Here is a 23,938-nt window from a genome sequence, read left to right on the forward strand (position 1 = left end):
TTCTATTCCTTTAATCTCTCAAGATTTTCCCTTTGTTTATTAAGCTTCCTGCAAAACTTCCGTTGCTGTCTCTATAAAGTTGAAGAGCTCAACGCTTGTCGGCATAGCATCTGAACAGCTGTGTTTTGAAATTACAATCGAAGCTGAGGCACCCCCAAATCGCATTGCCTGTGGAATTTCCAGTCCTTGCATCAATCCATAAATAAAGGCTGAAGCATAGGAATCACCAGCACCAAACGTTTTCAGAACTTTTGTTTTAAATATTCCTCCGCGGTGAGACTCACCATCTCTTGTATAGGCAATAGACCCTTCTCCACCATGTTTAATCACGACGATTTGAGCATGGTGAGAAAACCAGCGCTCTGCTGTTACTTGGTCATTAGATTCTTTATAATTTAAAAGTTTTTCCATCATGTCAAACTCTTCTCGCGTACCGATGATCACATCTGATTTTTCAGCAGCTAAATTAAAATAGACAGCTGTTTCAGCTTCTGATTCCCATGTATATGGACGATAGTCAATATCAAAAAACACTACAACTTCATGCTTACGTGCATATTCTAATGCTAGAAACACAGCTTCACGGGAAGGACTTTTTGCAAGAGCGGTTCCAGATATTAAAAGAGCCTTTGACTTCTTAATATATTCTTCTGATACTTCTGTAGGATCTAGTTTTAAATCTGCTACGTTATCACGATACATTAAGATGCTGCAATCTGTAGGACTCTTGATTTCCGTAAAAGCAAGCCCCGTTACGGCTCCTGTTTTATCAACAACAATGCTTTCTGTGTTAATCTTATTTTTTTGCAGATAATCCGTAATGAAGCGGCCCATTTGATCATCAGATACTTTTCCGATAAAACCGGTTTTCAAGCCTAGCCTCGCTGCTCCAATCGCAATATTAGCTGGAGAGCCTCCTACATATTTAGTAAATGTTTTAGTCTCTTCCATTGGACGCTGTGTTTCATTTGCATTTAAGTCAATACATAAGCGGCCGATAGCGATAAAATCTAACTCACGATTTTCTTTAAAAACAAGCGGATTCATCTTTATTCCTCCTTAGTTAAGCGCTTTCCTAAAAGGGTAGAAAGATCAATTTCTTTCATCCCCACGTTTACCGTCATTAATTCACTGCGTATTTTTTATGTTCAATCTTCACTGGCTGCCCGGATAGTAAAGATTTTTTTGCTGCTTTAGCAATTCGTTCTGCCTGTAATCCATCGTTCCCTGTACAAATAACGCTTTGATTTTCCATAATTGCTCTTGCAAACTGTGTTACTTCATCTATGTACGCTTGTGTATAGCGTTCAAGGAAGAAATATAGCGGCTTCTCTTTCACTACACTTTCGCCTGTTGATATTTCTACTGTAGTTGGACGGCAATTATCAGCAGCAGCGGCACCTTTTTCACCAAATACTTCAAGGCGCTGGTCGTAACCGTAGACAGCTTGACGACTGTTATCAATTACACCTAAAGCTCCATTTGCAAATTTTAATGACACAATTGCCGTATCTATATCTCCCGCTTCTTCAATAGCAGGATTGATGAGCGTCGTGCCGTAAGCCGATACTTCTACTACTTCGCTGCCCATTACATAACGAGCCATATCAAAATCATGAATCATCATATCCATAAACAATCCTCCTGAAGCGCGAACATATTCGGGACTCGGAGGCTGAGGGTCTCTGGAAGTGATTTTTAAAATATGCGGCTGTCCTACCTCTCCCTGCTGTACAAGATCATGCACTTTTTTAAAGTTGGGATCAAAGCGTCGGTTAAAGCCAACTTGAAGCTGTACCCCGTGTTCTTTTACTACTTCTAACGCTTGGATTGTTTCTTCTACTGAAAAACTAACGGGCTTTTCACAGAAAATATGTTTTTTCGCTCGAGCGGCTTCTTCAATAATCGATGCGTGCGTATTCGTTGGCGAACAAATGAAAACGGCATCAATTTCTGGATCAGCTAATAAATCTTGATAATTTGTTGTTAACGTCGAAATTTCTTTACTTGCAGCCCATTCATGTAAATGGTCTATTACCACATCTGAAACCGCTTTAATTTTTATTTGCGGCATTAATTTTAAATTATCAACGTGTAATTTCCCTATGCGTCCAGCACCAATTATTCCAATTGTAAGAATTCCCATCTTATTTTCCCCTTTAATTAAAAGTTAAGAAAACATTCGCTCAAACCTCTATGTAGGTTAAGCGCTTTCCTGATTCCAATTATACATAACGTTTTCTGAAATGCAAACATTTTTTATAGATTATTTAGAATATTTTTTTTTTGAAAATCTAAACGTATATTACAAAAAATTTTTTTTATTTTTTTATCTATTTATCGATGAAACATAAAGAAATTCTCTATATTTGAGTATTTTTATCATGAATTCAGTGATTATTGCCTTACATACTAATATTTTTATGATTAAAATAATTTAATTGAAAATTATATATATTTAAAATTTTAATTGACGTTCAAAAAATGTAAGCGTATACTTTTTATCAAATAGATTAAGCGCTTAACCAAATTAGTTTGATGTTTTACACAAAATAATCGATCTGGTGGTGTGGAAAATGAATGAATTTATTTCCAGAAAAACGACTTTAGACAGGATTGGGATCCCTTCTCATTTAACGTGGGGATACATAGGTATTATTGTTTTTATGATTGGCGATGGTTTAGAACAAGGATGGTTATCTCCTTATCTCGTAGAACGAGGTTTAACCATTGAACATGCTGCTTTACTGTTTACTGTTTACGGCATTACGGTCTCTGTTTCTTCCTGGTTCTCGGGCGTACTGGTTCAGCTGTGGGGTCCTAGAAAAGCAATGGCATTCGGCTTGATATCCTTTATTATTGGTTCAATTGGATTTATAGGTTTAGGACTTCATATTATGAATTACACAATTATACTAATTTGTTATGCTCTTAGAGGATTTGGTTACCCTTTATTTGCTTACTCATTCTTGGTCTGGGTGTCTTATCGCACGCCCCAGGAAATGCTTTCAAAAGCAGTAGGCTGGTTTTGGTTTGTCTTCCAGCTTGGATTAAGCGTAATCGGAGCCTTTTACTCAAGTTATATGGTTCCGAAAATTGGCGAAATCGCTACCTTGTGGAGTGGTTTACTTTTTGTTTTGATCGGTGGAATCTTTTCGATTATTATGAATAAAGACAAGTTTACCGTCCAAAAAGTAAACGATAATAAAACAAAAGAATTAATGAAAGGGATTACAATTGCATTTGAGAACCCTAAAGTAGGGATCGGTGGCATCGTAAAGATTATTAACTCTGCTGCTCAATTTGGATTTGTTGTTTTCTTGCCAACATATATGATGAAACATGATTTTACGATGAGTGAATGGTTGCAAATCTGGGGTACATTGTTTTTTGTGAATATGGCTTTTAATATTATTTTTGGTATTGTTGGAGATAAGTTTGGCTGGGTAAATACAATCAAATGGTTTGGCGGGGTTGGATGCGGAATTGTAACCCTTGCTCTCTACTATGTACCGCAATTCGTCGGACATAATTATTGGGTGATGATGATTGTCGCATGCTGTTACGGTGCAACACTAGCGGGTTATGTCCCTCTTACAGCGTTAGTGCCTTCTTTAGCTCCAGAGAATAAAGGAGCTGCAATGTCTGTGTTGAACTTAGGATCTGGACTTTCTGCTTTTGTAGGTCCTTTAATCGTGACCGTTTTTATTGGTCTTTTGGGCACGGGCGGCGTAATTTGGATCTTTGCTTGCTTATACTTCTTTGGTGCTTTTCTAACTGGTTTCCTTACGATTCCAACAGAGACAACTATTAAAGGCGAAACAATAAACGAAGTCAAAAGTTCGGTCTCTCTATAAATATGCTTAAGCAGAAAAAGCTGCAGGTGCCTCAACACCTGCAGCTTTTTTACCTTCTCTATTTTATAGCTTTTTTACCGATGCACGTTCTACTAGTTCTGGAATAATTGTTATTCGCTGTTTCGCATGCTCTTCTTTTTTCATAGACTTTAACAGCTGTTCAAACGTACTAGTAGCCATCTGAGAAATGGGTTGTTCAATCGTTGTCAAACCCGGCTCAGCAATATCAGCATAAATCGTATTATCGAATCCAATTACCGACAGATCTCCCGGGATCGAAAGCCCCTGCTTCCTTGCCTCGTTTATGAGCGATACCCCAATTAGATCTGTACATGCAAAGACTGCTGTTGGCCTATTAGGCAAGGAAAGCAGCTGTTTACTTGCTCTCCTGCTATCTTCTACCGTTGAATAACAGCTGATAATGGACTGATTTTCTAGTGATAAATTTGCCTCTGTGAGCGCTTGTTTAAATCCCGCTAATCGCCCCTCACTGCTTTTTCTATCTTTTTCAGTGATAATCGTTACCGATTGATGACCTTTTTCTATTAAATACGTACCTGCGATATATCCTCCGCGAACGTTATCAATTGTCACTACATGAGTTGAGATAGAAGGATGATCAACTGAAAACAATACAAGCGGTACATCATGCTTCACAATTTTCTTTACGAGCTTCGTATCATTTAGTTCGGTTGCGATAATAATTCCATCTACTTGTTTTTTAAATAAAAGATCTATGTATTCATGCTCACGTTCTGTTTGATGATCTGTACTGCATAAAAAAAGCGTGTATCCCGCTGCTCTAGCACTATTCTCAAAAGCTCTTGCTACCTCTGCAAAAAAAGGATTCGAGATATCAGGAACTAGAACACCGATCGTGTACGTCTTTTTTCCTGTTAACGCCGCTGCAACACTGCTAGGCTGATAATCTAATTCCATCATTACTTCATTCACTTTTTTTATCGTTTTTTCACTAATACGGCCTGTTTGATTGATTACTTTGGATACAGTGGCTATCGATACCCCTGCTTTTTTCGCAACATCGTAAATGGTTGGTTTCACTTTCACTGTTCCTTTCTTCGTGATCTCTTTCCTTATTTTATCACGAAAGTATTCAATCGTTTATTTTAGATATATGCTTTAGCTTTAAAAGAGAAATAAAAAAAGCTGCTCTACTTGAAACAGCTTTTTTATAAATGATTAATTGTTGTTCAACGATTGTTTACTCATCCATTCCATTATACTTGTTGTAGCTCCATTTATTTTAGCGTTGGGTTCATTATTATACAGATATATCCAAGATGAATGTCCGTTATACTGATAGGGCGAACCATCATTATTTTTGTATAAACCCGTGGTGTCATGCACATCTTCAAATAGTGATAAATAAACATTATTTGCGTGGCTTTTCACCAAACGTTCATAAGTTGGAAGAGTGTTAATCGTTGGTGGAAGAACCGTATCATTTTTAGCGGCTACGAACCAAATAGGTGTTTCTTTCATCTTTTCAAGATCTTGCTCCGTAATTAATCTATCATTTAGTCCTTCACATACTGGAAATGCTGCTGCAAAGTATTTTGGATAATCACGAATCATAAGCATAGTCATATATCCGCCGTTAGATGCCCCTCCAATATAGATTCTATTAGGATCAATATCAGGGTTTTTAGAAACATATTCTTGAATTAATGCCATCAATGATTCTTTATAAATAGAAGTTCCATCCGCTTCACCGGTATAACCATCCATCCATTTTGTTGGTGCTTGCGGTACTAAAACGTAGGCGCCTTCAAAATAGGCCTGAGTTTCTTTTGTGACAAAGCTAACAGCTTTATTGGCAGATAAGGGAATTGTTGCATCTGTTCCTCCCTCTCCTCCACCATGTAGCCAAATGATTAATGGATTCTTTTTCTTATCTTTTGCCGGCGCATAACTTGCGTATGCTAATTCTATATTGTGATATATACCTTTTTTAATTGTAAAATCATCTACGAGTTCTCTTTTCTCTCCCGTAAACTGTTTCACTACAAGCCCTGACAACTTTCCTTTCTTTGTTATCATATCTTTTTGCTGAGTAATAGTGTATTGACTGTCTATCCATGCATTTAATCCTGTACCATATTCATCATAATTTAATGGCGCCCCTAATGAAACGGCCGGTCCAACTTCCATTTCTAAAACTGCATATTTTCCAGTATGTACGGCTGGTTGTCCATCTTTATCGGATACATATGCTTTTTTTACTGTACGATCTCCTTGTTCCAATAAAGACGGTTCTAATCGACTATCACTTCGAGCCACATGCACGTTAAACGTTTCTTTTGTAAGTGAATTGGTTGGAACAGGTTCACCTAAGTCAATAATAATTTTTGTGATAGCCGCTCCCCAGTCATGAATCTCTGTTACTGTACGATAAGATGTAGCTTTTTCGTGCGCCTGCTTCGCAAGCGCTGTTTTCTCATAAGAGAGTATAATGCCAATTGCTAGACTCCATGTAACAGCCAATAGTACATACTTTTTTAATCTTTGATACATGATGGACTCCTCCTTTTAAATTAGAATAGAATTATTACATTCTCATTCTATTCCGAATAATATGTAACCGCTTACTTACTTGTGTTCTATTTTACGTGACCTCTCTCTCTTTCTACACATAATTATTTTCCGTTGCCTAGCGGAAAATTTTGTAACTATATTCCAATAAGCATATTCTATAAATCCTTGAAAAAATTTTTTTATTTTATGTATAAAAACTATCTATTAATCAAATCATAATCTTAACCTTATAAAAGGAGTTGATTATGATGGCAAACAGCAGAAATAAGAGCAGCAACGAATTAGCAGTACACGGTGCTCAACAAGCAATCGATCAAATGAAGTATGAGATCGCTAGCGAATTTGGCGTAACTCTTGGTCCTGACACAACTGCACGCGCAAACGGCTCAGTAGGCGGCGAAATCACAAAACGCCTTGTGCAAATGGCTGAACAGCAACTTGGCGGCGGACGTTTCTAAATCACTATCATAAGCAATACGGCTGGAGGAAGAGCGAATGACCGTTCTTCCTTTTTCCAATTTTTATATAGTCTCTTATCGCGTTTCTTCTCCTCTATATGTATCTAAAACAAAATCACTATCCCCATAACGTTCACATCCCGTTGTATACGGTTCTCTTTCTCTCACAATAGATTGGATAAAACTTAAAAGAGATTGAGACATAACTAAATCAATCTAATCTAAAGACGAATAAATTGGATACATGAGCTAGTATAGGTCGCTTATGACAACGCTGTCGATTTCCGTGCAAGGCTTCGCTTTCCGCGGGCGGCCGCTGAGCCCGCAGGAGTCTTCGCCTTGCTCCCCAATCAACAGCTAGAAGCAACTAAACATATGAAACCTACGTTCACTATTACAAAAAAAACCGAACGATTAATCGTTCGGATCTTCCTTCAATTAAAATACTCTTGTTCTAGGCTCTTTTATCTTTCTTTATAAATGTGCAAGTTCTTTAGATATCTTTTCGGTCTTTGCTTTGAGCTGTTCTTGCTGACCTTCTAAGTCAGCGATTACAGCTAAAACTTCTGTATTGTTCGGTTCTTCTTCATACTGTTTTAACGTAGCGACAAGAGACTGTGATACTTTGATGAGCTCTTGATTAACTTCTTGCTGCTGTTTTAAATAGTCAAGTTCATACTCTGTTTTTTCCAGATTTCTCATCGGTCCCCTTCCTTTCGTTAACTAGCTTTTATTTAAGCACGCAGCCTTTTATTTTCTCAGTGAGCTACTTCGGCGTTACTTTACTTTATTTTCGTGATTGCCGTATAGCATTTTTTCATTCATTGGGTCAGCTGATTTTTCAGCGGGTGTCACTGTTTGTCCTAGAGCTGAATTGTGTTTATCATGCTCAACGGCGTCTACCATCAGCAAAACTTTTCCGTTTTTAAGATCAGATACATACGAGGAAGCTTCTGCAGCAGGTACACCATATTCGGTTAATTGATTTTCGATTCGATTAACATCTTGATCCATTTTTTCTTCAGACGGCGTAAAAGCATTTTTTATTTTGTCCATGAATGATTGATGGTGCTTTGAGTGTTGATCTGTATCAACTGTTTGCACATCAATTCCTGCAGAATGCTCAATCGCTTCTGTATTTTCATGATGGGGACCACTGTTTGTCAAAACAGAAAGTGCGCTGTCTGGATATCCCTGTCTTTTTAAATTTCGAATCGCTGTAATAACGGCCTCTTCTGTGTTATACGTACCTACTACATTTTTTGTCATTTTTTATTCCTCCTAGGTATTATCATTTTTTAGCTTATTATAGTATTAATACCCTTGGATTTTTTAGTAAAACTTTTTAACTTTATCTCTAGCTCTTCTTACAAGGAGAAACCCATAAAATAAAAGACTTGAATCTAACAATTCAAGTCTTTTTCATGATATCAATAGTTTTCGCTATAAAATGGGTGACAGCAAGCGAGATACTGCTTCTTTGAATTTTATAAACAGAGAGCGCTCCTTATATCGTTCAAGTGTTAACTTTGAACTAAACTGTACGTCTTCAAGAAACAGGTTCTGCAACTTTTCCGCAATAGGTTGATCATATACAACTGCATTCACTTCAAAATTAAGGCTGAAACTTCGCGGATCAATATTCGTCGTTCCTACAGAAGATACTTCATTATCTACTACAATTGTTTTAGCATGCAAAAAGCCTTTTTCGTAGAGATAAATATTTGCACCGTATGCCAGCAGTTCACCTACATGAGACCATGTCGCCCAATATACAAAAGGGTGATCGGGTTTGTTTGGAATCATAATATGAATCTGTACTCCAGATAATAGAGCAATTTTACAAGCATCCATAAAGCTTGCGTCAGGAATAAAGTAAGGCGTTTGAAGGTACACGCTTTCTTTGGCCGACATAATCAAGGAGATATACATGTTTTTCAGGTGCTGGGTAGTCGAGTTTGGCCCGCTTGCTACAATTTGTACAGGAACCGTTCCAGAATGAGTTTCTGTACGATGCAAAAATTGTTCCAGTTCAATTGGCTGCTTTGTTGCTTGATGCCAATCTAAAATGAATCTCCCTTGAATATCGTTCACTGACTCTCCTTTAATGCGAAAATGAGTGTCTCTCCAATAACCCATTTTTGGATCTAACCCTAAATATTCATCTCCTACGTTAAATCCTCCTATGTATGCTACTTCACCATCAATAATACAAAGCTTTCGATGATTTCGATTGTTAATTCGAAAATTAATTAAGCGAAGAATTGAAGGGAAAAATGCCTGTGCTTCGCCGCCATATGAAATAAGCTCCTTAAAAAATGATGGCGTCATTTTTCTAGATCCTACTTCATCATAAAGAACGCGAACCTTTATGCCTTCTTTTGCTTTTTTTGTTAGCTCATCTCTTAATTTCTTCCCAAGATTATCTCGTTGAATAATATAATATTGAATATTAATTTCTTTTTTAGCATTTCGAATGTCCTCAAACAATGCATCAAATTTCTGATTACCATCACTAAAGATATCAATTTCATTGTCGGTGCGCACAAGTGACTTAGAAGAATTTAAATTAGTGAACAGCAGTTTATTATGTTGAATCAATAAATCATTTCGATATTCATGGGTAGCTTTAAGTTCTTTCAATTGTTCATCTACTGAAGATCTTAAATATTCCCGCTCATCAGATGATAACTTATAAAAGTTCTTCTGTTTTAGCTGTCTTCCAAAGAATAGATATACAATAAAGCCGACAATCGGTATAAAAAATAAAATAAGAAGCCACGCCCATGTAGATCCTATATCTCTTCGTTCGATGAAAATAAGAATACCGGCTAATAAAATATTAATAGCTGTTACAACAGATACACTTAGTGTAAAGATATGGGCAAATTCCATCCTGTTACTCCTTTCTTTCTATTATATCGCTTTATTAACTCATTCCCTTTTTTAACGTTCTCATTCACTTTACTATACATAACACAGATGGCTTCCTTTTTCATCTTTAGAATCCAAACTTTATTGCTTTTTTATTTTTCGCTATACCAAAAATGTAAAATATTTCTTTTTATTGTGTATTAAAAACAAGGGGGGGAAATAATTTGTTTTTTTCGTTTATTTTTCTTAGCCTCATCAATGTATTTATCAGTATTAGCCTGGGGTATACGGCTTATCAATTATTTAGAAAAGCATTTATCGGGGGTATTCTTACATGTATTCTTGCTTGCAGCGCCCCTATTATATTTGTATGGCCTTCCCTGTTTTTATCAACGGGCATATCACTTTTTCTCTACTTTCTCATTATTCACTCAAAAAAGCACATATTATCTAATATGTAAATAAAAAACACGAAAATCTAAGATTTCCGTGTTTTTATCTACAAGCTGTATACGTAATAATCCTGCACGTGATATGAATTGAAACCGCATGTTTCGTAGAGTTGCAAAGCGCGTTTGTTTTTCGCTTCAACCTCAAGAAATATATCATATCCTAGCTGAAGCTGCTTTAAAACAACTTGTTTTAAAGCAGCTTTTCCTATTCCCAATTTTTGATAAGAAGGCAAAATACCAAATCCATAAATCCATGCTTCGCTTTTATCATAAGATACCCTTAACTTTCCAACCGCTTGACTATTGTACTCTACGATAAAATGATTTTGCTGTTCTTCCGTTTTCGTTTGTTCATAATAAGCAGCTGCTTCTGTTAAAGACATACCAAAGCATTCCACATCAACTTGCATTTCCATTTTCATATCGGTATCTGATTGGGAAGAGCGAAGCGTAACAAAGGGATTATCATCTTCCAATTCTCTCTCTGTCCACTTCATTTGATATTCTGAAAAAGTAAATGAACATGGAATTTTCTTTAAGAACTCCCTGCCTGAAACCGAATCGCCAGGAGCATTTAATAAAATCTCTGTATACCCTCGCTTCTTACATATATGTAAAGCTTGAGAAAACAGCTTTGAAAAAATCCTTTTTCGGCGATAGCTAGGAGCGACCATTCCGCATATTTCTACTGTATTCCCAAACCCATAAAGACCAATAAACCCAACAAGCTGATTATCTTCATAATGAAAAAAATCGTTAACTTCATTTTTTTTTCGACTTCGTAACATATCAAAATTCAGCTTCAGCTCTATGTGCTCTTCTTGTTCGCAAATAGACTGTAGCTTTTGTATATCTTCTAACACATGTTGTTCTAACATAAAACGCCTCCTGCATTCTTCTTTTTATTATAAGTTCGGCTTTATTTAACTTTTTCCTTTCATCTTTAGCGCAATAGTCGAATAATTATAGGGTAAAAGCAAGATCAAAAAGCATATAGAGTAATCAAACTAAATAGGCGGGGTGCTTATGAAAAAGACCATTTTAATAAGTTTTATTGCACTAGTTGCTTTAACGATTATTTATTGCCTGCAGAAAGAATTTATTTTTGCTTTAGCTTTGTGGAGCATTTATGGAACAGTATTATCTGTTTTTGTATATTTTTCTTTTTACAAATCAACGGAAAATCGCGAAGAATAGTAACGATAAAGCTATTAAAAGGTCTGTGAAATAAACCTTTTACAAACCTTTTATAAATTTACATCTGGGATATATGTTGGTAACAATTTAGAAACAAGTCATCCTTATTCTTAGTGTTATAGAAAAGTTATTACCTATTTCACTAAGGAGTTGGATATTTGTATGAAGACAATTACAAAATCTATGTCGGTTTTAGCATTAGCAGCGGGCTTTACTTTTTCATCTCTATCTGCAACACTGCCATTCACTCACGAGCAAACAGCAAGTGCAGCAGAAAAAATAAACGCACCGTTCAGCGTATATGAAGTGACCGCGAACGTACTCAATATACGTTCAAAACCTAGCACTCAGGGAAAGATTCTTGATACATTAAGAAAAAAAGATCAAATTGAAGTAGTCAAGTTTGTAAATGCAGACTGGGCTGCCATTAAAATAATTGGTGGCACTGGATATATCAGTACTTCCTATTTAATGAAAGTCCCTACTACTGTTCATACAGCTGCTAACCTTAATTTACGTACAGGGCCCAGCACAAGCAACAAAGTTGTCACAACTATTCCTAAAGGAAAAAGCGTCAGCTTCTTAGCTTGGGGCTACACAAAAGATAACAAGCTTTCATTTGATTGGGCTTTTGTAGAATACAATGGCTTCAAAGGATATGTGAGCACTTCGTACTTACAGCTACCTACTTATAGATAAAAACAGATAACTCCCCTGAATTAATTCAAGGGAGTTTGTTTATGGACACCTTATTAATAGTGGCCTGCCCATGAAGCACCGATGATAATTAGTAAAATAAATAGCACCACGATTAACGCAAAGTTATTTCCGTGTCCTGCTCCGTATCCGTACCCATAACCATAACCTCCGTAAAAACTCATTTTCTTTCACCTCCCTTTTTTGTAGAATATGTGAAGGGAAATGAAAACGAACATGAGTATTCTTTATCACAAAATTCATTATAATTTATAAGCGTTAACTCTTTTACTAGTAAGGCATAGGATATAGCATCCCGTGGTTCATCTCTACATCTTTCCCACTTTTAAAGTAAGGGTATATTCCAGCAATACAAAAAAAGAAGAGTTTATATAACTCTTCTTTTTTATTGAACTGGATTATCAACTTGCATGTAGTCATTATAATATTCTTCTAACGTAATTCCTTTCTTATACACCTTAGAGGCGAGTTCTTTTCCGACAAATCGTATATGCCACGGCTCATATTTATAACCTGTAATCTGCTGCTTTCCTTCCGGATAGCGAACAATGTATCCATATTTATATGAATTTTTTTCAATCCATTTGGCTTCAGGAGTATCTTTAAAACAATCTTGAGCCGCACACTTACCTGTGCTGCTTGATACATCTATACTTAGACCAGTCTGATGTTCACTGCTGCCTGGGTGAGCGCTGTAATGATTAGCTGCCGTTTCTCCATCTTGTTTTATATACGCTTGATAAAGAGATTCTTGACGGCTTTGAGAACGATAGGCAGAAACACCTGCTAGGTAAATTCCTTCTCGTTCAGCAGCTGAAAACATCCTTTCTAACGCTTTTGCTGGTTCTGCACGCATTTGGCGTTTTTCAATTTTTTCTTTAAATATAAACCGAACGTCTGGGTATACAAGGTCAGTGGGTTCATAGTGATCAGGAAGAAGATTTTGCTTGTTTACTAACACGGCAATGGATTCGGGGTTCCCAACAACTTCTATGCCATTTTGCTTCTGTTTGGAAGAAGATAAAGGATTATGTAAATCAGACGTATTTAAACGATCATCGTGCTGAAAGAATCCTTGATAGCCTAGATACGAGAATCCTGCGATAACACCCAGTACTATTAGTAACGCTATTTTTTTATAAAATTTCATATTTCTATACTCCTGACATAATTTAAGCTTTTTAAGACACTCAAACATTGTATATAAATTAAGAAATAATTACTAATATAACAAACTAATTCCTACTATAAATTTCAGTATGCCCCGACCTATTTTTTTCAAACGTTTATTTTAAGCATAAAAAAGAGATGTCTTCTAAAAGACATCTCTTTTTACTTCTATTATATAAGACTAGTATTAGTCGATAACTGTAATTTTAACTGATCTTCTGCCCCAGTCTTGTGCAGCACTATCTGAAGAAACGAATACATCAATTCGATTTCCTTTGATTGCGCCACCTGTATCTGCTGCTACAGCTTGACCGTAACCTTCAACGTATACTTTTGAACCTAATGGAATAACGCTAGGATCAACCGCAATTACTCGTTGATTTGGATTTGATTTTAAATTTACTCCAGTAGCTGTTGTACCACTGCATCCAGCACAGTTAGCTGTATAAGCTGTTGCTTCAACAGTCATAGACTTGCCGCTAGCTTGCTGTTGAGACTGCTGTTGTTGTTGCTGTTGTTGTTGCTGTTGTTGTTGCTGTTGTTGTTGTTGTTGTTGCTGCTGAGCTGCTTGTTCTTTTTGTGCCTGCTCTTGTGCTGCCTGTGCTTGTGCCGCTGCTTGAGCTTGCTCTTGTTCTTTTTGTGCTTGCTCTTGTGCTGCCTGTGCTTGTGCTGCTGCTTGAGCTTGCTCCTGTTCCTTTTGTGCTTGCTCTTGTGCTGCCTGTGCTTGTGCTGCTTGAGCTTGCTCTTGTTCCTTTTGTGCTTGCTCTTGTGCTGCTACTTGAGCTTGCTCTTGTTCTTTTTGTGCTTGTTCTTGTGCTGCTACTTGAGCTTGCTCTTGTTCTTTTTGTGCTTGTTCTTGTGCTGCTACTTGAGCTTGCTCTTGTTCTTTTTGTGCTTGTTCTTGTGCTGCTACTTGAGCTTGCTCTTGTTCTTTTTGTGCTTGTTCTTGTGCTGCTACTTGAGCTTGCTCTTGTTCTTTTTGTGCTTGTTCTTGTGCTGCTTGTTCTTGCTGAGCTTGTGCCGTTTGAGACTGCTGCGCTTGTGGAGCTGTCTTTGCTACTGGCGCACTAGCTGTTTGAGATTGAGCTGCTTTTGCCGTTTTAATTTTAAATTGTTCTCCAGGGAAAACTAAGTCTGATGTTAAGCCGTTCCATTCTTTAATTTCTTCTACTGTTACGCCATAATGTTGACCGATTGACCACAAAGTGTCACCACGTTTTACAGTATGTAAGATTTCTTTTATGCTAGATAAGTTTAGTGTCTGATTTGGATAAATTAGTGTTGATGTTAAGTTATTAGCATCTTTTAGCTCGTCTACGCTCACATTATGATTTTGAGCGATTTTCCATAAAGTGTCACCTTTTTGTACTTCATACGTTCCGCTTGTAGAGGCAGATGCCGCACCTACAAATCCTGCTGAAAGAATTGCCGTTGTCCCTAGAGTAAATACAAATTTCTTCATTTTCCGAATACCTCCTTATTTACTCAATGACTGAATGATACCACCTGTTCATTTCACTTCCATTACAGGAATATTTTACTTTTATTACGGATTTAATTAATTTTAAACATTTTCTTGTAATATTTCTGACAATTCATTTTTGAATAATGATTAAATTTCATCAAAATCATGTAAAAATTTGACGAAAAACCTATAAAAAGTTGGAGGTGTATTCGGTGATAAAAGTAACTTATAAGTAAAAAAAACCTTCTAAAAGCCATTGACTTTTAGAAGGTTTTTTTTACTTATATGAAACAGTTAAAGTTGGAGCATATGCAGAATGATCGCCCCCGTAAATTTCAACTACATCACTTAAAAAGTCAGCTGGACCTGAGTTTGACAAGCGAAACTGGGTCTTTCCAGTCTTATTTATATATCCCCAAAGTGAGGAAGGAAGTTGAGTAGTTGTATATCCATTATCGAGTGAAGGGACTGACATTTGGAATCCTCCTGAAATAGATGGAGAAGCCTGGTAATCTATTTGTTCTAAAGTACTGCTAGTTCCAAATACACCGCTTTTAATATCACTTTTTAAAAATGTAACATTGCCAGTTAAAGATTTACGATAAATTTTTAAAGATACGTCCGTAATAATTGCATCATCAGGTAAAGAACTTGTATCAAAAGATAAAATGGTTCGGTATGTGTCGATATTGTACATTCCTTTATCCCCAATTTTATGAATAGAACTACTCATACCGTCAGCTGATAAGTTTCCGATAAATCCATCTTCAGCAGCAAGCGAAGAAAATACTGAAGATTTCTCTGAAGTTCCAGAAATTTGATAAACTTCCGTCTTTACTTCCTCTTGGTTACCCGCTGCGTCTACACTAAAAAATTTTATTGTTCTGCTAGAGTTGATGGTAATAGGCTCAGAGTACTTTAGAGAATTAACAGTTGGTATGCTTCCATCTAATGTATAGTAAGTGGTGGCAGGTTCATTGGTTGATAATGTAACAGAAACAGAACTTCCATACGTTCCTCCCGCTGGTGAAGCAGCTGTAAAGGGTGGGGATATATCTTCCGGATCAGGAGCATCACCATTTTTCGGATGGCTTTTAAAAAAGTTCCAGCTTAATTTAGCTGCATTTGGTCCTTTAGGATCTGTATAAGAACCGGATGTACTTCCCCCTGACCAAGCATGTCCCATTCCTTCTATCATGTACTTTTCCATTACTGTTTTTCCAACTGTATCTTTGTAAATATATTGCGTATAGCTTCTTCCACCAGATACTGTACCAGTTACAGTTTGATCCGCCGTATCATCAATATTGTTATTATCCAGCCCATCAGACGCTCTATCATTTGTTTGAGCCCATTGCGATAATATTTGATGCGCATTTATAGGCGCAACAGTGTAGTCAGCTGTTCCATGAAACAAGATAACTGGAACCACTCGTTTATGCTCTCCCATGGCTAAATAGGCTAAATCCCCTTGTTGGATAGGATTAGGACCTCCACTGCTCATTGCTGTATAAGCACCTGTCACACTAGTCGCTGCTTTATATTCTAAGCCGGCCCCAACACTGATAGCCGCAAATATGTCTGGATAAGTAGCTCCCATAATAACACTCATAGCTGCACCAGCAGATAGCCCTCCAACAAAGACTTGGTCGGCATCTATTGAATAACTGCTTTTTATTTGATTGACCATTCCAACAATTAACGCTGGTTCACCGCTTCCCCTTGATTGATGAGCGGTATCAAACCAGTTCCAACACTTATTTGAATTAGCAGAAGAGGGTTGTTCTGGATAAAGAACAAGAAACTTCTCTGTCTCTGCTAGTGCATTCATTTGGGTTCCTGCTGCAAATTGATCAGGATCTTGAGTACAGCCATGTAACATAACTACTAGAGGTAAGGCACCACCTCCCTGATAACTGCTAGGTACGTACAGTTTGTATGTCCTTCCGTTATATGTTTTAGAAGTAAAACTTCCTGCAGCTGAAGAAGACACAGCACCTAAAGATAAAAAAAGCATAAAAATAATCCCTGCTACAAACAATCGTTTCATCTTCCTGGTTCCTCCTTATATCGATATGATTATACTTGGTAGCAAACGTACATATCGCGATAATATAGAAGTGAATAAGGGCCACTAGTAAGATGATAGCAAGGTTTTATGTAATAAAATTTATATTAACTGCACGATTTGCCTAGGGTTATGAGGACGAATAAAATTTTTCATCTTCTAAATTCAGAAAACGCTTACATAAAATTGTAAACGATTGTGCCGATAAATACTATAAAAAAGACATACCTTTTAAAAATAGGCCGGTATGTCTTCTATGGATTGCTTACTTAAGTATTCATATTGTGACTCGCTGCAATTTACCATAGCAATGGATTGAGGATAACGCTGTAAATGAGAAGGGAGCTCCTTAAACCCAAACTGATGATAATATTCAGGAAGAATATCGCTATAAAGCATAAAAATAGCGCTGCGCTTCTCTATCTTCATCTTTTCAAAAAAGTCTTCAAGCATATCGCGGCCATACCCCATTCGTTGATAAAGCTGGTGTACAACAACGGATCCAATACCATGCAAAGCAAACTTTAATCGAGGAGTTTGTAAAAGAAGCAAAATAAATGAACCAATAATTTGATTCTCTTCATTTACGTATACATACCGAATTCCATATGTTTCTTCTTTTTGATTATCTCTAACATACTCTTTGTACGTCCTGCCTTTAGGCCATGCGGCATATCCCATTTGATAGACTTCTGCCAATTCTTCAGACTTTATTTTTCTTAATAACATGAACATCCCCTCTTTATTTATAATCCCATACGTCAGCAGACATTTTTTATAAAGTTAAAAATAGTTCCTGTATGTATATATTATACTTCATCCTACGGAAGCTTTCTTGCTCTGAGTGCTATTAACAGCTAATATGTGAGCTGCTTTCTCAAAAAACTAGAAGAATTCCTGATAGTTGTTCTTCACCCATATCAGTCATATATGTAAAGATACTCTTTATCATTCCATAAAAACATAGAGATGTAAATGTATTTCCAGCTTCATTTAACATTCATTATGTATCACCTATCCAAAAAGAGATTGGGCCATAACGAAATGAATCCAATCTAAAGACGAACAACCTGGATAAATAACCTGGAATGCTTGTTCTACCGCTGTTGCTTTCTGTGCAAGGCTTCGCTTTCCTCGGACGGACGATGAGCCTCCTCGTCGCTTACGCTCCTGCGGGGTCTCATCTGTTCCGCTTTTCCCGCAGGAGTCTTCGCCTTGCTCTCCAATCAACAGCTAGAAGCACCTCCTACTGAAACCTACGTTCACCATGACCATTAAAAAACACGAACTATTCATCTATTTTTGATAGATAGTTCGTGTTCAACGTTAACTAAACTACTTTTGTCCCAGCCTCTTTATAGTAAAAGTAATCATCACTTCTTAAGCTTTTTCGTTCTCTATATACTCCACTAGATGAAAGAAAAAACGATATGTAAGAACAAGAGCTTCACCTATCGACATTTTTTCATCAAACTCTTTTATAGCATCTAACTCAATATTCACATCCCATAATCCATCTTTATCATTAAATAAAAGCTGAACACTTGTTGGGCTTTCGTTAAGTTCCTTAGCAAAAAATTGTTTTAGTAAAGATCCGAACTTTTTTTGCATATGTAACCCCGTTAATACTTTGTATGTGCCAAACACATCATCCACTTCAAAAGAACATCCATCAAGCTTAATAAATTCGAACCATTTTGATTCTACATATAGAAATTCACTTCTGTGTTCTTTCAAGTAAGAAAGAGGGGTATCTAAAAAAGAAAGAGGAGATTCTTCTGCGATCAGCTCGTCTGTTTCTTTATCTACTCTTTCGATATAAGAATCTTTAAAACGTGAAGATGCCTCTTTTTCTTCTATTGTCAGGTTTTGCGGTACCAACTCTTTTTGCAACGCATATTCCTTTTCTTCTTGGTATAGAGATAAAGATTGACCTTGAACGTTCATTTCTTTTTCAATATAAGTTTGAATATTACTTTGTAACATGAAAAAACCTCCTGATTAATCTGCATCACTATCTTATATCATAACCTAAACAAGTGTTTATAAATATAGCCAAACAAAAAATCCTTAGGCTATGCCTAAGGATAGTAATGATATATTCAAGTATGTATAAAAGATAATTTGGTTGCGGGGACAGGATTTGAACCTGCGACCTTCGGGTTATGAGCCCGACGAGCTACCGAACTGCTCCACCCCGCGATAATAAAAATGCCTGGCAACGTCCTACTCTCACAGGGACAAAGTCCCAACTACCATTGGCGCTAAAGAGCTTAACTTCCGTGTTCGGTATGGGAACGGGTGTGACCTCTTCGCTATCGCCACCAGACAAGAGATTGCTCTCTCAAAACTAGGTAACAGTTTGCTGAGTAAAGCTTACGCTTTTAAAGTTTGGTTAAGTCCTCGATTCGATTAGTATCAGTCAGCTACACATGTCGCCACGCTTCCACCTCTGACCTATCAACCTGATCATCTTTCAGGGATCTTACTAGCTTGCGCTATGGGAAATCTCATCTTGAGGGGGGCTTCATGCTTAGATGCTTTCAGCACTTATCCCGTCCACACATAGCTACCCAGCGATGCCTTTGGCAAGACAACTGGTACACCAGCGGTGTGTCCATCCCGGTCCTCTCGTACTAAGGACAGCTCCTCTCAAATTTCCTACGCCCACGACGGATAGGGACCGAACTGTCTCACGACGTTCTGAACCCAGCTCGCGTACCGCTTTAATGGGCGAACAGCCCAACCCTTGGGACCGACTACAGCCCCAGGATGCGATGAGCCGACATCGAGGTGCCAAACCTCCCCGTCGATGTGGACTCTTGGGGGAGATAAGCCTGTTATCCCCGGGGTAGCTTTTATCCGTTGAGCGATGGCCCTTCCATGCGGAACCACCGGATCACTAAGCCCGACTTTCGTCCCTGCTCGACTTGTAGGTCTCGCAGTCAAGCTCCCTTGTGCCTTTACACTCTACGAATGATTTCCAACCATTCTGAGGGAACCTTTGGGCGCCTCCGTTACATTTTAGGAGGCGACCGCCCCAGTCAAACTGCCCACCTGACACTGTCTCCCGGCCCGATCAGGGCCGCGGGTTAGAATTTCAATACAGCCAGGGTAGTATCCCACCGACGCCTCCACCGAAGCTAGCGCTCCGGTTTCTCAGGCTCCTACCTATCCTGTACAAGCTGTACCAAAATTCAATATCAGGCTACAGTAAAGCTCCACGGGGTCTTTCCGTCCTGTCGCGGGTAACCTGCATCTTCACAGGTACTATAATTTCACCGAGTCTCTCGTTGAGACAGTGCCCAGATCGTTACGCCTTTCGTGCGGGTCGGAACTTACCCGACAAGGAATTTCGCTACCTTAGGACCGTTATAGTTACGGCCGCCGTTTACTGGGGCTTCGATTCAGAGCTTCTCCCAAAGGATAACCCCTCCTCTTAACCTTCCAGCACCGGGCAGGCGTCAGCCCCTATACTTCGCCTTGCGGCTTCGCAGAGACCTGTGTTTTTGCTAAACAGTCGCCTGGGCCTATTCACTGCGGCTCTCTCGGGCTATACACCCTACCAGAGCACCCCTTCTCCCGAAGTTACGGGGTCATTTTGCCGAGTTCCTTAACGAGAGTTCTCTCGATCACCTTAGGATTCTCTCCTCGCCTACCTGTGTCGGTTTGCGGTACGGGCACCTCCCGCCTCGCTAGAGGCTTTTCTTGGCAGTGTGGAATCAGGAACTTCGGTACTATAATTCCCTCGTCATCACAGCTCAGCCTTTATGATGAGCGGATTTGCCTACTCATCAGCCTAACTGCTTGAACGCGCATATCCAGCAGCGCGCTTACCCTATCCTACTGCGTCCCCCCATTACTCAAACGGCGGGGAGGTGGTACAGGAATATCAACCTGTTGGCCATCGCCTACGCTTTTCAGCCTCGGCTTAGGTCCCGACTAACCCTGAGCGGACGAGCCTTCCTCAGGAAACCTTAGGCATTCGGTGGACAAGATTCTCACTTGTCTTTCGCTACTCATACCGGCATTCTCACTTCTAAGCGCTCCACCAGTCCTTACGGTCTGACTTCACTGCACTTAGAACGCTCTCCTACCACTGACATCAAAGATGTCAATCCACAGCTTCGGTGATACGTTTAGCCCCGGTACATTTTCGGCGCAGAGTCACTCGACCAGTGAGCTATTACGCACTCTTTAAATGGTGGCTGCTTCTAAGCCAACATCCTGGTTGTCTAAGCAACTCCACATCCTTTTCCACTTAACGTATACTTGGGGACCTTAGCTGGTGGTCTGGGCTGTTTCCCTTTTGACTACGGATCTTATCACTCGCAGTCTGACTCCCATGGATAAGTCTTTGGCATTCGGAGTTTGACTGAATTCGGTAACCCGTTGGGGGCCCCTAGTCCAATCAGTGCTCTACCTCCAAGACTCTCACAACATGAGGCTAGCCCTAAAGCTATTTCGGAGAGAACCAGCTATCTCCAGGTTCGATTGGAATTTCTCCGCTACCCACACCTCATCCCCGCACTTTTCAACGTGCGTGGGTTCGGGCCTCCATTCAGTGTTACCTGAACTTCACCCTGGACATGGGTAGATCACCTGGTTTCGGGTCTACAACCACATACTAAACGCCCTATTCAGACTCGCTTTCGCTACGGCTCCGCCTTATCAGCTTAACCTTGCATGGGATCGTAACTCGCCGGTTCATTCTACAAAAGGCACGCCATCACCCGTTAACGGGCTCTGACTACTTGTAGGCACACGGTTTCAGGATCTCTTTCACTCCCCTTCCGGGGTGCTTTTCACCTTTCCCTCACGGTACTGGTTCACTATCGGTCACTAGGTAGTATTTAGCCTTGGGAGATGGTCCTCCCAGCTTCCGACGGAATTTCACGTGTTCCGCCGTACTCAGGATACACTCAAGAGGGAACGAAGTTTCAACTACAGGGTTGTTACCTTCTTCGACGGACCTTTCCAGGTCGCTTCATTTACTTCGTTCCTTTGTAACTCCGTATAGAGTGTCCTACAACCCCAAGAGGCAAGCCTCTTGGTTTGGGCTAATTCCGTTTCGCTCGCCGCTACTCAGGAAATCGCATTTGCTTTCTCTTCCTCCGGGTACTTAGATGTTTCAGTTCCCCGGGTCTGCCTTCAATATCCTATGTATTCAGATAAAGATACTGTTCCATTACGAACAGTGGGTTTCCCCATTCGGAAATCTCCGGATCAAAGCTCACTTACAGCTCCCCGAAGCATATCGGTGTTAGTCCCGTCCTTCATCGGCTCCTAGTGCCAAGGCATTCACCGTGCGCCCTTTCTAACTTAACCATTAGCGAATAAATGGTACAACATACTGTTGTGTTATTTATTGGTTTGATTAAAGAAAAGTTTCACTTTTCCTCAGCAATTACTGTTATCTAGTTTTCAAAGAACAATCGCAACCAAAATTCTTCTTATCTAATAAGAAGAAAGTAGTATGCTTTCTATAATTGAGAGATTGAACTCTCAAAACTGAACAAAGTGTCAAAACGTACGTCATGTAAAAATCCTTAGAAAGGAGGTGATCCAGCCGCACCTTCCGATACGGCTACCTTGTTACGACTTCACCCCAATCATCTGTCCCACCTTAGGCGGCTAGCTCCTTACGGTTACTCCACCGACTTCGGGTGTTACAAACTCTCGTGGTGTGACGGGCGGTGTGTACAAGGCCCGGGAACGTATTCACCGCGGCATGCTGATCCGCGATTACTAGCGATTCCAGCTTCATGTAGGCGAGTTGCAGCCTACAATCCGAACTGAGAATGGTTTTATGGGATTGGCTTGACCTCGCGGTCTTGCAGCCCTTTGTACCATCCATTGTAGCACGTGTGTAGCCCAGGTCATAAGGGGCATGATGATTTGACGTCATCCCCACCTTCCTCCGGTTTGTCACCGGCAGTCACCTTAGAGTGCCCAACTAAATGCTGGCAACTAAGATCAAGGGTTGCGCTCGTTGCGGGACTTAACCCAACATCTCACGACACGAGCTGACGACAACCATGCACCACCTGTCACTCTGTCCCCCGAAGGGGAACGCTCTATCTCTAGAGTTGTCAGAGGATGTCAAGACCTGGTAAGGTTCTTCGCGTTGCTTCGAATTAAACCACATGCTCCACCGCTTGTGCGGGCCCCCGTCAATTCCTTTGAGTTTCAGTCTTGCGACCGTACTCCCCAGGCGGAGTGCTTAATGCGTTAGCTGCAGCACTAAAGGGCGGAAACCCTCTAACACTTAGCACTCATCGTTTACGGCGTGGACTACCAGGGTATCTAATCCTGTTTGCTCCCCACGCTTTCGCGCCTCAGCGTCAGTTACAGACCAAAAAGCCGCCTTCGCCACTGGTGTTCCTCCACATCTCTACGCATTTCACCGCTACACGTGGAATTCCGCTTTTCTCTTCTGCACTCAAGTTCCCCAGTTTCCAATGACCCTCCACGGTTGAGCCGTGGGCTTTCACATCAGACTTAAGAAACCGCCTGCGCGCGCTTTACGCCCAATAATTCCGGATAACGCTTGCCACCTACGTATTACCGCGGCTGCTGGCACGTAGTTAGCCGTGGCTTTCTGGTTAGGTACCGTCAAGGTACGAGCAGTTACTCTCGTACTTGTTCTTCCCTAACAACAGAGTTTTACGACCCGAAAGCCTTCATCACTCACGCGGCGTTGCTCCGTCAGACTTTCGTCCATTGCGGAAGATTCCCTACTGCTGCCTCCCGTAGGAGTCTGGGCCGTGTCTCAGTCCCAGTGTGGCCGATCACCCTCTCAGGTCGGCTATGCATCGTTGCCTTGGTGAGCCGTTACCTCACCAACTAGCTAATGCACCGCGGGCCCATCTGTAAGTGATAGCCGAAACCATCTTTCAATCATCTCCCATGAAGAAGAAGATCCTATCCGGTATTAGCTTCGGTTTCCCGAAGTTATCCCAGTCTTACAGGCAGGTTGCCCACGTGTTACTCACCCGTCCGCCGCTAACGTCATAGAAGCAAGCTTCTAATCAGTTCGCTCGACTTGCATGTATTAGGCACGCCGCCAGCGTTCATCCTGAGCCAGGATCAAACTCTCCGAAGAAATGTTTGACTTGCTCATT

General features: G+C 39.8%; 19 protein-coding genes, 1 tRNA gene and 3 rRNA genes. 4 read left to right on the forward strand and 19 right to left on the reverse strand.

Features of this window, described 5'->3' with window-relative positions; translation table 11 throughout:
• Nucleotides 1-39: 39 nt before the first annotated feature.
• Both iolC and iolG read right to left on the reverse strand, forming a co-directional pair.
• Nucleotides 40-1,047, reverse strand: coding sequence for a 5-dehydro-2-deoxygluconokinase (iolC, locus tag ACO1DI_RS17260; protein ID WP_115652997.1), 1,008 nt, complete (start codon nucleotides 1,045-1,047; stop codon nucleotides 40-42).
• 76 nt (nucleotides 1,048-1,123) lie between these two features.
• Nucleotides 1,124-2,146 carry an inositol 2-dehydrogenase gene (iolG, locus tag ACO1DI_RS17265; protein ID WP_115652996.1) on the reverse strand — a complete coding sequence of 341 codons (1,023 nt, stop codon included), beginning with the start codon at nucleotides 2,144-2,146 and terminating at the stop codon, nucleotides 1,124-1,126.
• A gap of 430 nt (nucleotides 2,147-2,576) precedes the next feature.
• Between iolG and ACO1DI_RS17270 the strand changes: the two genes are divergently transcribed.
• Nucleotides 2,577-3,857, forward strand: coding sequence for an MFS transporter (locus ACO1DI_RS17270; RefSeq protein ID WP_014461764.1), 1,281 nt, complete (start codon nucleotides 2,577-2,579; stop codon nucleotides 3,855-3,857).
• Between the two features lie 63 nt (nucleotides 3,858-3,920).
• On the opposite strand, the gene ACO1DI_RS17275 is transcribed toward ACO1DI_RS17270, so the two are convergent.
• Both ACO1DI_RS17275 and ACO1DI_RS17280 read right to left on the reverse strand, forming a co-directional pair.
• On the reverse strand, nucleotides 3,921-4,919 hold the full coding sequence (locus ACO1DI_RS17275; protein WP_014461765.1) for a LacI family DNA-binding transcriptional regulator: 999 nt from the start codon (nucleotides 4,917-4,919) through the stop codon (nucleotides 3,921-3,923).
• A gap of 138 nt (nucleotides 4,920-5,057) precedes the next feature.
• Nucleotides 5,058-6,392, reverse strand: coding sequence for a prolyl oligopeptidase family serine peptidase (locus ACO1DI_RS17280; RefSeq protein WP_014461766.1), 1,335 nt, complete (start codon nucleotides 6,390-6,392; stop codon nucleotides 5,058-5,060).
• 269 nt (nucleotides 6,393-6,661) lie between these two features.
• Here ACO1DI_RS17280 and ACO1DI_RS17285 point away from each other — a divergent pair, with 269 nt between their 5' ends.
• Nucleotides 6,662-6,871: an alpha/beta-type small acid-soluble spore protein gene (locus ACO1DI_RS17285; RefSeq protein ID WP_016762907.1), complete on the forward strand. Its 210-nt coding sequence runs from the start codon at nucleotides 6,662-6,664 to the stop codon at nucleotides 6,869-6,871.
• Nucleotides 6,872-7,345: 474 nt separating this feature from the next.
• Here ACO1DI_RS17285 and ACO1DI_RS17290 read toward each other — a convergent pair whose 3' ends face one another.
• The 4 genes from ACO1DI_RS17290 to ACO1DI_RS17305 form a co-directional block, all read right to left on the reverse strand.
• A complete protein-coding gene (locus tag ACO1DI_RS17290; protein WP_014461768.1) occupies nucleotides 7,346-7,573 on the reverse strand; it encodes a hypothetical protein in 228 nt (75 codons plus the stop codon).
• A 75-nt stretch (nucleotides 7,574-7,648) separates the two neighbouring features.
• On the reverse strand, nucleotides 7,649-8,140 hold the full coding sequence (locus ACO1DI_RS17295; protein ID WP_423145495.1) for a general stress protein: 492 nt from the start codon (nucleotides 8,138-8,140) through the stop codon (nucleotides 7,649-7,651).
• Nucleotides 8,141-8,314: 174 nt separating this feature from the next.
• Nucleotides 8,315-9,766: a cardiolipin synthase gene (cls, locus tag ACO1DI_RS17300; RefSeq protein WP_115652993.1), complete on the reverse strand. Its 1,452-nt coding sequence runs from the start codon at nucleotides 9,764-9,766 to the stop codon at nucleotides 8,315-8,317.
• 478 nt (nucleotides 9,767-10,244) lie between these two features.
• Nucleotides 10,245-11,075 (reverse strand): GNAT family N-acetyltransferase, encoded by an 831-nt coding sequence (locus ACO1DI_RS17305; protein WP_014461771.1) that lies wholly within the window; start codon nucleotides 11,073-11,075, stop codon nucleotides 10,245-10,247.
• A 148-nt stretch (nucleotides 11,076-11,223) separates the two neighbouring features.
• On the opposite strand from ACO1DI_RS17305, the gene ACO1DI_RS17310 reads away from it, so the two are divergent.
• Together ACO1DI_RS17310 and ACO1DI_RS17315 are read left to right on the forward strand one after the other, a co-directional pair.
• Nucleotides 11,224-11,394: a hypothetical protein gene (locus tag ACO1DI_RS17310; protein WP_014461772.1), complete on the forward strand. Its 171-nt coding sequence runs from the start codon at nucleotides 11,224-11,226 to the stop codon at nucleotides 11,392-11,394.
• A gap of 162 nt (nucleotides 11,395-11,556) precedes the next feature.
• Nucleotides 11,557-12,093, forward strand: a complete 537-nt coding sequence (locus tag ACO1DI_RS17315; protein WP_014461773.1) for an SH3 domain-containing protein — start codon at nucleotides 11,557-11,559, stop codon at nucleotides 12,091-12,093.
• A 53-nt stretch (nucleotides 12,094-12,146) separates the two neighbouring features.
• Here ACO1DI_RS17315 and ACO1DI_RS17320 read toward each other — a convergent pair whose 3' ends face one another.
• The 11 genes from ACO1DI_RS17320 to ACO1DI_RS17370 all read right to left on the reverse strand — a co-directional run bounded on the left by ACO1DI_RS17320 (nucleotide 12,147) and on the right by ACO1DI_RS17370 (nucleotide 23,919).
• Nucleotides 12,147-12,275: a YjcZ family sporulation protein gene (locus ACO1DI_RS17320; protein ID WP_014461774.1), complete on the reverse strand. Its 129-nt coding sequence runs from the start codon at nucleotides 12,273-12,275 to the stop codon at nucleotides 12,147-12,149.
• A 221-nt stretch (nucleotides 12,276-12,496) separates the two neighbouring features.
• Nucleotides 12,497-13,261: a M15 family metallopeptidase gene (locus tag ACO1DI_RS17325; protein ID WP_014461775.1), complete on the reverse strand. Its 765-nt coding sequence runs from the start codon at nucleotides 13,259-13,261 to the stop codon at nucleotides 12,497-12,499.
• Between the two features lie 207 nt (nucleotides 13,262-13,468).
• Nucleotides 13,469-14,743 carry a LysM peptidoglycan-binding domain-containing protein gene (locus ACO1DI_RS17330; protein ID WP_423145496.1) on the reverse strand — a complete coding sequence of 425 codons (1,275 nt, stop codon included), beginning with the start codon at nucleotides 14,741-14,743 and terminating at the stop codon, nucleotides 13,469-13,471.
• Between the two features lie 280 nt (nucleotides 14,744-15,023).
• On the reverse strand, nucleotides 15,024-16,796 hold the full coding sequence (locus ACO1DI_RS17335) for a PHB depolymerase family esterase (protein ID WP_423145497.1): 1,773 nt from the start codon (nucleotides 16,794-16,796) through the stop codon (nucleotides 15,024-15,026).
• 249 nt (nucleotides 16,797-17,045) lie between these two features.
• Complete coding sequence (locus ACO1DI_RS17340; RefSeq protein ID WP_014461779.1) at nucleotides 17,046-17,543, reverse strand: GNAT family N-acetyltransferase; 498 nt, start codon at nucleotides 17,541-17,543, stop codon at nucleotides 17,046-17,048.
• A gap of 285 nt (nucleotides 17,544-17,828) precedes the next feature.
• On the reverse strand, nucleotides 17,829-18,044 hold the full coding sequence (locus tag ACO1DI_RS17345; RefSeq protein WP_140452021.1) for a hypothetical protein: 216 nt from the start codon (nucleotides 18,042-18,044) through the stop codon (nucleotides 17,829-17,831).
• Between the two features lie 150 nt (nucleotides 18,045-18,194).
• Entirely contained in the window at nucleotides 18,195-18,800 is a 606-nt protein-coding gene (locus tag ACO1DI_RS17350; RefSeq protein WP_115652989.1) for a hypothetical protein, read from the reverse strand.
• Nucleotides 18,801-18,939: 139 nt separating this feature from the next.
• Nucleotides 18,940-19,016: transfer RNA gene (locus ACO1DI_RS17355), tRNA-Met, on the reverse strand.
• 11 nt (nucleotides 19,017-19,027) lie between these two features.
• Nucleotides 19,028-19,143, reverse strand: a 5S ribosomal RNA gene (rrf, locus tag ACO1DI_RS17360).
• A gap of 62 nt (nucleotides 19,144-19,205) precedes the next feature.
• Nucleotides 19,206-22,142 (reverse strand): 23S ribosomal RNA (locus ACO1DI_RS17365).
• A 225-nt stretch (nucleotides 22,143-22,367) separates the two neighbouring features.
• Nucleotides 22,368-23,919: ribosomal RNA gene (locus ACO1DI_RS17370) — 16S ribosomal RNA — on the reverse strand.
• Together the 16S, 23S and 5S rRNA genes with 1 tRNA gene alongside form the textbook arrangement of a ribosomal RNA operon.
• Nucleotides 23,920-23,938 lie beyond the last annotated feature (19 nt).

Source organism: Priestia sp. 40 (genome assembly GCF_049368575.1).
GTDB classification, from domain to species: Bacteria; Bacillota; Bacilli; order Bacillales; family Bacillaceae_H; genus Priestia; species Priestia zanthoxyli.